Genomic DNA, 9,759 nt, shown 5'->3' with positions numbered 1-9,759 from the left:
TTCTTACACATGAGCAAGTGATCAGGTGGACCAAGTCCATTTCTCAATTTATTGAGTTAGTGGTTCTTACACATGAGCAAGTGATCAGGTGTTGATATTTTTATATTTTGATAAACAGAATTGATAAAATATTTCGACAATTATGATACCATGTGACAAGAGGAACATATGGAGGTGACATTCGGCGTGACACGAACTGATTATATCAAACAATGGCAAGGTAATATCATTCCGAATGCACTATCTGGTGTATTAATAGCGCTCGCACTTTTGCCAGGTGCTATCGCATTTTCTTTTATTGCAGGCGTGAGCCCAATAATAGGTATGTTGAGTACTGGATTTATGATGATTGTCATTAGTTTCACAGGCAATAGAAATTTAATGGTTTCAGCGCCAAGTAGTGGTGTCTCTTTAGTTGTAGCACCACTTATGGCTAGTCATGGCATACAAGCAGTGATTTTAGCTACAATTTTTATGGGATTAATCCAAATTATATTTGGTTACTGTCATACAAATAAACTATTAGATTATATTCCTACAGGCGTTGTCATAGGATTTATGAATGCACTTGGAGTACTACTATTCACATCTCAGCTTGATAATATATTTCAAATTTCTAATACTACTTATGTTCTTGTGTTAATTTCATTTTTAATTATTTGGTTGGCGCAAAGATACATAAAATTCATACCTGCACCTTTAGTTTCAATTATTGTCTTAACCTTTGCTGCTTGGTTAATTAAACCAGATATACAATATGTTCATAATTTAGCCTCTATACATGTACATTTGCCAAATATTAGTTTACCTAAAATGATGTATGATTTAGAAAATACATTTATTATTTTTATTTATGGATTAACAATGGCTATTGTTGCTGTTGTACAAACAACCTTAACTGCTCGAATGATGGATGTTGTGACGGATACGCCTAGTGACAAAAACAAAGAGTCAATTGGTCAAGGTATTGCAAACTTTATTGTAGGATTGTTCGGTGGATATGGTGGTAGCGCATTAGTGGGACAATCAAAATTTAATTTAAGTATGGGAGCAACATCGAGAGTTTCAACTTTGATTACTGGCAGCTTTCTACTTTTTAGTTTATTTGTATTTGGAAGTATTATTGGTCAGATACCTATGGCGGTATTAGCGACCGTATTAATAACAATATCTTTAAATACATTTGATAGAAGAACTGTATCATTTGTTAAAAAAGCACCCATTTTTAATGGTTGTATAGTAATACTAACAATGGCGATTATATTAATAACGAATAATTTGGCTGCGGGTGTAGTGATTGTAACAATTTGTTACTACCTCATTTTGCGCTTAAAAAATAAGAAAGGGTGTGACATATAATGCCACAATATGAAGATTACATAAATTGGAGAAGAACTTTTCACCAGTATCCAGAATTATCAGATGCAGAATATGAGACAACAAAAAGATTAAGAAGAATTTTAGAATCATATGAAATTACAATTTTAGACCTACCATTAGAAACTGGCTTAGTAGCAGAGGTTGGCCAGGGTGAACATTTTGTAGCAGTTCGAACAGACATAGATGCTCTGCCTATTAAAGAGCAAGTTGTACATGAATTTACATCCACTAATGAAGGTATGATGCACGCTTGTGGACATGATATTCATATGGCAAGCATACTTGCAGTAGCGACAAAATTGAAAGAAATTGAATCGCAATTAACTGGGCGCGTACGCATTATATTCCAACCTGCAGAAGAACTAGGTTATGGAGCGTATCATATTACTGATACAGGTGCGATAGAAGGCGCTAAAGCGGTATTAGGTTATCATAATTACCCTACATTAGACATTGGTGAATTTGCAGTGAAATCAGGAGTTATTACTTCTTCTGTAGATCGATTTGAATTTAAAATTAAAGGTGTAGGAGCACATGCTGCCAAACCAGAACAAGGTAAAGATCCAGTTATTGTATTAGGACAATTAATTAATAGCGTGCAGTCTATTGTTAGTAGAAACTTATCAGCATTTGATAATGGAGTCGTTACTATTGGTGAAGTGTCTAGTGGTAATACATGGAATGTGATTGCAGATGAAGCCTATGTTCAAGGTACAGTGAGAAGTTTTGACGAAGAGAAACGTAATTATATCGAAGAACGCTTACGTGCAATTGGAAGTGGCCTTTCAGAAGCATTTGGTGTTGAAATTGAAACGTTATATCATCGTTTACCAGGTGCGGTTGTTAACGATGAAAAATTAACAGAAGACGCAATAGAGATTGCTAAAGAGGTTGGTTATAATGTGAGTATTATGGATCAACCATTAACCATTGGAGAAGATTTTTCTGGTTTCTCAAATAAATATCCAAGTGTATTTGTGTTTATTGGTTCTAATAGTGAATATGATCTGCATCATCCTAAATATGATCCAGATGAACGTATATTAGAACAAGTACCTGAGTATTTTTTAAGTTTTGTACAAAAACTTTTAAACGAGCAATCTAAATAGAATCTTTGAATGATGTATTAAAACTTTAAAAATCAGGGTAATGCATAAGCATATTCTTTATAATAAGGAGTGTTTGCATATGCCAGGACAAGATCCTAGAACAAAATTCTCAAGTGAAGATTTCCCGAAACAAGAACAAGACGTTCCAGGTTTACAAGATAAATTAGACCCTAAGCCTGATTGTGGTGAAACAACTTATATCGGTTATGGGCGTTTAAAAGATTATAAAATGTTAGTTACTGGTGGAGATTCTGCTATCGGTAGAGCTGCTGCCATAGCGTATGCTAAAGAAGGAGCAGATGTGGCGATTAATTACTTACCTGCTGAGCAAGTGGACGCTGAAGAAGTACAACAAGTGATTGAAGCAGCAGGACGTAAAGCTGTATTAATCCCAGGCGATATACGCGATGAACAATTTAACTATGATTTAGTTGAAACAGCTTATAACAAACTTGGTGGATTAGATAATGTAACGATTGTAGCAGGACACCAGCAATATAGAAACAACCTTAAAGGCTTTGATACTGAATCATTTACTGAGACATTCGAAACAAATGTTTATCCTATTTTTTGGTCAGTTCAAAAAGCAATTGATTATTTAGAACCTGGCGCAACGATTACACTGACTTCATCTGTACAAGGTTATAATCCAAGCCCGACCTTACATGATTATGCCGCTTCCAAAGCAGCTATCATTTCACTTACCAAGAGCTTATCTGAAGAATTAGGTAGCAAGGGAATCCGTGTAAATTGTGTAGCACCAGGACCATTCTGGTCACCACTCCAAATTTCTGGTGGACAGCCCCAATCTAAAATTCCGACTTTTGGCCAAAAAGAAGTGTTAGGTAGAGCAGGGCAACCGGTTGAACTTTCGGGTGTGTATGTACATTTAGCAGCTGAGGAATCAAGCTATACTACAGGTCAAGTTTATGGCGTGACAGGTGGTACTCAATTAGATTAGAATTGATGGAGTAACGAGACAGTAATTTAATTTAACTATAGTGTTTCAATGTCTCGGTGATACTAAGCATAAGGAGGGAGGGATACATTGATATCCTACCTCCTTATTTTTGAAAGGTAAGGTAATCATTTATGAAAAAATTTAAAGCAGATGCTTTAACCAAAAAACAAAATTATAAATTATTAAGTGGTAGTGTGATACCTAGACCCATCGCATTTGTTACTTCTCAAGATAAAGATGGGCATTTAAATGCAGCGCCGTTTAGCTTTTTTAATGTTGTTAATAGTGCACCTCCAATGATTATGATTTCTACAGGACGTTCTGAAGGGAAGCGAAAAGACACTTCTTTAAATATTGAGGAAACGGAATCATTTGTAGTACATATTACAGATGAAGCTACAGTCGAGCAAATCAACCATACAGCAGCCCCTTTGACACGTAACCAAAATGAATTAGAAAGAACAAGTCTTAATTGTGTTGACTCTGAATTAGTTGCAGTACCTGGTATCGAACAAGCTAAAATTCGAATGGAATGTAAGTTAGATAGAATTATTCCGTTAGGTGACTCTCAAGAAGGATCTGATTTAATTATAGGTGAAGTAGTTATGTTTCATATTGATGAATCAGTTTATTTTGAAGATAGTAAAATAGACGTTGACGCACTTAGTGCTGTAGCTCGTTTAGCTGGTAATGATTATGCTTCTTTAGGTAATAAATTTACTATCGAACGTCCTATGAAGTAAATATAAAGCGATTAAATAAATAACATAAGCTCTATTGAAATAATAGATGTTGAAGGAATTAGATAATGAAATCGTTTGTTAAATTGTTTTCTGTCCAATTCCATATTTGACGAATTACAATTAATACTGTACTGTAATAAAATAAAATAATACCTTATCAAGAGAAGTGTAGGGACTGGCCCGATGATACTTCGGCAACATGATGATGCGTGTGCCAAATCCAGTAGCATAATTCATGCTAGAAGATAAGAATGAATCAAGTTTACTCTTTCTTCTTAATTTAGAAAGAGTTTTTTTATTTTTAGGACTTACAAATAACAGAAGGTTGGGTTCTGTTTTAATATTTAGGAAAGTTGGTTATGTATGGAGGAGACAAAAAAAGGTAACGCATGGGCCTTGATACCTTTAATCGTATTTGTTGGTATGTTCTTAGGTGTGGGTATTAGTACAGGCGACTTTACTACGATGCCACTGAATGTAGCTATATTAGTAGCTTCTATTGTTGGATTAGCGTTAAATAGAAAAGAATCATTTCATAAAAAAGTTGAAGTTTTTACAAAAGGTGCAGGACATTCCAATATTATTTTAATGATGTTAATTTTCTTATTAGCAGGCGCCTTTTCTCAAACGACTGAAGATATGGGTGGCGTGCAGTCGACGGTTAACTTAGGGTTATCATTAATACCAGAAAATTTAATTATCGTCGGACTATTTATAATATGTATGTTTGTATCTTTATCAATGGGGACGTCTGTAGGGACGGTAGCTGCTATAGCACCAGTTGGTTTTGGTTTAAGTCAAGCTACAGATGTTTCGGCAGCTATCACAATGGCTACTGTTGTTGGTGGAGCTATGTTTGGTGATAACTTATCAATGATTTCTGATACTACGATAGCTGCAGTACGTACTCAGAAAACGAAAATGAGTGATAAATTTAAGGTGAACATAAAGATTGTTTTGCCTGGCGCGATATTTACTATTATTGTTCTTTGGTTTTTAACAAATGGTGCACATATAGATGCAAATAAAAGTTATGATTATGATCTTATTAAAGTAATTCCATACTTATTTGTGCTTATTTTAGCATTAATAGGTGTAAATGTAGTTATCGTATTAATCGGTGGCATTGTACTTTCTGCAATTATCGGATTAATCTACGGTTCATTTAGTTGGACAGGTTTATTAAGTTCTATATCCAAAGGTATTATCGGTATGGAAGATATAGCGATTATTGCATTGCTCATTGGTGGTTTAGTAGCATTGATTCAACATAATGGTGGTATTACTTGGCTATTAAATTTTGTACGCAGTAAAGTGAAATCTAAACGTGGTGCAGAATTAGGTATTGCTGGCTTAGTCAGTGTTGCAGATATATCGACAGCAAATAATACTATTTCTATATTAATGGCAGGACCATTAGCAAAAGATATTTCAGAGGAATATGATGTGGATCCGCGTAAATCAGCTAGTATTTTAGATATGTTTGCGAGTTGTTTCCAAGGAATGCTGCCATATAGTCCTCAATTGATTGCTGCTGCAGGTGTGGCGTCTATATCTCCATTTGAATTGGTGCCTTACGCAATTTATCCAATGATACTAGGCGTTTGTGGACTTGTAGCAATTTTCTTTAGATTACCTAGATTAGATAAAAAGTAATTAAGATACATTGCAACATCAAGTTGGGCAATGATTTTTAAGCTCTAAATAGAGTAGTGGAGTTATATGTTAATAAACATGATTAGATAACATTTGAAAATTGTTGATATTCATTGTGTTATTTAATACCAATAGACTATAATCTAGATTAAATTTGAGTTCGGGATGTATGAATGTCCTGGGCTCATTCGCTATTTTAAATAAGCAGTATGTTAACAGAATATGCTAAGATAAATGTGAAGTTTATTTAGTATAATATTCAATGAAAATGAAAGTTTTGACGTTTACTGACTAATAGCGATAAAATGAGGTTGTTAAAGCTTTATAAATATTAAAGAACATCACTATATTTATTTGATAATTGTTTAGAAGTATAGTGTAATGCGTTAGAATAGTAATAAGAGTGAAAGTAGGTGAACAATCGATCGTGGGTAAATACAATGTAGAAAATGAGAATGTTGAAATTCGTCTTGAAAGGTTATTTAAAGTAGAACCTGAATTATTATACCAAGCTTGGACAGACCAACGTTTTCTTAAACAATGGTTTATGACAACTGAAAGAACAAATAAAACTATTGAAGTAGCTGCTGAACAAAATGGTAAATACAAAATTGTTGATGTTCGTAAAGGTAAGGAGAATATAGTACAAGGTAGATTTGCTTCATTAACACCTTATGAATATATCGTCATGACAATTGGTATGCCAGAATTAAGTGATTCAGAAGATACGATAGAAGTTGAAATATTCGAAAGAGAACCAGGCATTACGCAAATGATTTTCAATTATATTGCTTTTGTACCGAGAGAAAGAAGATTAACATCTTTAGAATATAAACAGAAGAAGAAAGAATATCATGATTCAACGGCACATGGGTTTGAAATGTTATTTGACAAACTACAATTAGCGCTTGAAGAGTTTGAAGCAAATTTATAAAATAGTTCGCTGATATAGAAATCACACGGTGTGATATGATTTTATTGGATTATTCCAATCCTGGTAATATTATTTAAGTTTGAATAAAATTCAGACCTGTATCAAAGTAAATTCTTTATATGGTTTGCTCAATCAGCACTTAAAATAAATAATGCTCCCTTTAAAGTAATCACTAAATATGACAATCTTTAGAGGGAGCTTTTGCTGTAATTAACAAATTTAACATAATTATTCAAACTTCAATACGGTTATTTGAACGTGGCGAATAAGACAATAGCTGGGCATTGTATTTTAATACAGTTCGCCTATTACTTTACGTTCATTATATTTTCGTAATAAGGTTTCGAAGAAAATATGGTAACTAATAAAACTTGAATAATCTATGCCATCAGCTAAGTAAAATGTATTACTAGATACATAGATATTATAATTTGCTTTTTGAGCAAGGGTATTATCTTTTAAAGTGGTTACAGAGAAAAAATATTTTTGACGCAACTGTAATAAATTGCTGATATCTGTTAACTGCTCTGATTCACCAGAAAGAGAAATGATAAAAAAGATATCTTTTGGTGTTGTTTTATTCAATACCATTTTAAATTCGTGTACGTCATGAAGTACGATAATACTTTTATGTATCGTTAGTAATATACGCTGTGCTTCTTGAGCCACATTCATTTGGGCTAGTCCAGTTCCATATAAATAAACGGTTTCTGCTTGGTAAATTTTATCTGTAATAAGGTCATAATCGATTCTTTCTAAATAAGTGAAAGTATTTTCGATTTCTTGTTTAAAACCTTCTATTGAATCTGAAGGTAATTGATGTGATTGTTCAGTTTCAAATTTTAAATAAGATTTAAAATCACTATAACCATCAAAGCCTAACTTACGAGTGAAACGATGAATGGTGGCGTTAGAGGCGTGGGTATGTTCTGCTAATTCTTGTATTTTCATCGTTTTACATTGTAGGATATGTGTATTAATAAAATGTGCAATATGTAAGTCATTTTCATTTAATTTATTAAAATTAGTATTAACACGTTCGTCTAAAAACAAATTTGTCACCTCACACTTCATGAAAATATTTTCATATTTTGAAAATATAATCTGATTATACAAAATTGTTCCGAATGGCGTCAAACTATTGTCTGTATGTAAGCGTTTCCTTTAATATTAAATTAATCACATACAACACATACTCAATGAATTATATTTATAGATTTATTATGAATGATGTGTAGACAAATGCTTATGTATAGAAATAGGAGGTTATACGGCTATGAATGCAATTAAACGATTTGGGAGTGCGATGATTGTACCTGTATTAATGTTTGCATTTTTTGGTATTGTTTTAGGATTTGCCACTCTATTTAAAAATCCATCGATTATGGGAAGCATTGCTGCTGATGGTACAACTTGGTTTAAGATTTGGTCAGTAATCGAAGCTGGTGGTTGGACAATTTTTAATCATATGGAAGTTGTGTTTGTGGTCGGTTTGCCACTATCTTTAGCTAAAAAAGCGCCTGGACATGCAGCTTTAGCAGCATTGATGGGCTACCTTATGTTCAATACTTTTATAAATGCAATACTTACACAATGGCCGCATACATTTGGAGCGAATTTGGAAAAAGGCGTTGAAAATGTAACAGGACTTAAAGCGATTGCTGGGATTGAAACGTTAGATACGAATATACTTGGTGGAATTATCATTTCAAGTATCATAACTTGGATACATAATCGATACTACAGTAAACGGTTACCAGAGATGTTAGGCGTTTTCCAAGGTCTAACATTTGTGGTGACGATATCATTCTTTGTTATGTTACCAATAGCATTACTTACATGTGTTATTTGGCCGACTGTGCAAGGTGGTATTACTTCATTACAAGGTTTTATTATTGGATCAGGTTATATAGGTGTTTGGTTGTATCACTTCTTAGAACGAGTGCTAATTCCAACAGGATTACACCATTTTATATATGCACCAATTGAAGTTGGTCCTGTTGTAGTCAATCATGGCTTAAAGGCAGAATGGTTTGAACACGTTAATGAATTTGCTAAAAGTACCGAACCGTTAAAGGAACAGTTCCCATATGGATTTATGTTGCAAGGTAATGGTAAAGTATTTGGAGCTATAGGTATTGCTTTGGCTATGTATTCAACAACGCCTAAAGAAAATAAAAAGAAAATTGCAGCATTACTTATTCCAGCAACATTAACTGCTGTTGTAGTTGGTATTACCGAACCGTTAGAATTTACATTCCTATTTATAGCGCCATATTTATTTGTATTGCATGCATTATTAGCTGCAACAATGGATACAATGATGTATGGATTTGGTTTAGTAGGTAACTTTGGAGGAGGACTATTAGACTTCTTTGCAACAAACTGGATACCGTTAGCACAAAATCATTGGTTAACTTATGTGATACAAATCATCATAGGGTTAGGATTTACTGCGATTTATTATTTCTTATTTAGATTTTTAATTCTTAAATTTGATATACCACTCCCTGGTCGTAAAAAAGATGAAAAAGATATGAAATTATATAACAAAAATGATTATAAAGGTAAAAAGAACGAAGATAATAGCGCAGGATCATCAGGAAATGAGTATGAAGATAAGGCGATTTATTATTTAGAAGGTTTAGGTGGCAAGGAAAATATCAAAGATGTAACAAACTGCACAACACGCCTAAGACTTACGGTAAACGATGTTGAGAAGGTCGAAGATAGTGCGTATTTTACACATAATCAAATGGCGCATGGATTAGTAAAAAGTGGTAAAAATGTTCAAGTGGTTGTAGGTATGTCTGTGCCTCAAGTAAGAGAAGCATTTGAAAATCTAGTGAATAATGAAGATGTAAAATAATTATATATAAGCAATAGATGATGAATTATTCAAGGCTGAGTACTTGTATAGGAACTAGTTAATAATTTCAATATAGGCAACTATTGCCTATAGATTAAGAGGAACCA

At 33.3% G+C, this 9,759-nt stretch carries 8 protein-coding genes and 1 riboswitch; of the genes, 7 read left to right on the top strand and 1 reads right to left on the bottom strand.

From position 1 onward, the window contains the following. Positions 1 to 168 precede the first annotated feature (168 nt). The 6 genes from ACSUE0_RS11640 to ACSUE0_RS11615 all read left to right on the top strand — a co-directional run bounded on the left by ACSUE0_RS11640 (position 169) and on the right by ACSUE0_RS11615 (position 6,783). Positions 169 to 1,359, top strand: a complete 1,191-nt coding sequence (locus ACSUE0_RS11640) for a SulP family inorganic anion transporter (RefSeq protein ID WP_119614104.1) — start codon at positions 169 to 171, stop codon at positions 1,357 to 1,359. Continuing rightward, positions 1,359 to 2,489 (top strand): amidohydrolase, encoded by a 1,131-nt coding sequence (locus tag ACSUE0_RS11635; protein WP_119614103.1) that lies wholly within the window; start codon positions 1,359 to 1,361, stop codon positions 2,487 to 2,489. Before ACSUE0_RS11640 ends, ACSUE0_RS11635 begins: the two co-directional genes overlap by 1 nt. A 79-nt stretch (positions 2,490 to 2,568) precedes the next feature. Beyond that, positions 2,569 to 3,450, top strand: coding sequence for an SDR family oxidoreductase (locus ACSUE0_RS11630; RefSeq protein WP_119614102.1), 882 nt, complete (start codon positions 2,569 to 2,571; stop codon positions 3,448 to 3,450). A 131-nt stretch (positions 3,451 to 3,581) separates the two neighbouring features. Beyond that, positions 3,582 to 4,193 (top strand): flavin reductase family protein, encoded by a 612-nt coding sequence (locus tag ACSUE0_RS11625; protein ID WP_119614101.1) that lies wholly within the window; start codon positions 3,582 to 3,584, stop codon positions 4,191 to 4,193. Between the two features lie 151 nt (positions 4,194 to 4,344). After that, a riboswitch (SAM riboswitch) is annotated at positions 4,345 to 4,445 on the top strand. A gap of 111 nt (positions 4,446 to 4,556) precedes the next feature. Further along, on the top strand, positions 4,557 to 5,849 hold the full coding sequence (locus ACSUE0_RS11620) for a Na+/H+ antiporter NhaC family protein (protein WP_436957470.1): 1,293 nt from the start codon (positions 4,557 to 4,559) through the stop codon (positions 5,847 to 5,849). A 427-nt stretch (positions 5,850 to 6,276) separates the two neighbouring features. Then, entirely contained in the window at positions 6,277 to 6,783 is a 507-nt protein-coding gene (locus ACSUE0_RS11615; RefSeq protein WP_119614099.1) for an SRPBCC family protein, read from the top strand. Between the two features lie 291 nt (positions 6,784 to 7,074). Here ACSUE0_RS11615 and ACSUE0_RS11610 read toward each other — a convergent pair whose 3' ends face one another. Beyond that, positions 7,075 to 7,836 (bottom strand): MurR/RpiR family transcriptional regulator, encoded by a 762-nt coding sequence (locus tag ACSUE0_RS11610; RefSeq protein ID WP_436957477.1) that lies wholly within the window; start codon positions 7,834 to 7,836, stop codon positions 7,075 to 7,077. A 223-nt stretch (positions 7,837 to 8,059) separates the two neighbouring features. Between ACSUE0_RS11610 and ACSUE0_RS11605 the strand changes: the two genes are divergently transcribed. Beyond that, the gene (locus ACSUE0_RS11605; RefSeq protein ID WP_436957468.1) at positions 8,060 to 9,652 is read left to right on the top strand and encodes an alpha-glucoside-specific PTS transporter subunit IIBC; all 1,593 of its coding nucleotides are present in this window, start codon (positions 8,060 to 8,062) and stop codon (positions 9,650 to 9,652) included. Positions 9,653 to 9,759 lie beyond the last annotated feature (107 nt).

Source organism: Staphylococcus sp. AS1337, assembly GCF_051408735.1.
Lineage (GTDB): Bacteria > Bacillota > Bacilli > Staphylococcales > Staphylococcaceae > Staphylococcus > Staphylococcus xylosus_B.
The sequence above is the reverse complement of the archived record's forward strand: the minus strand, read 5'-3'. Positions and strand labels throughout refer to the sequence as shown.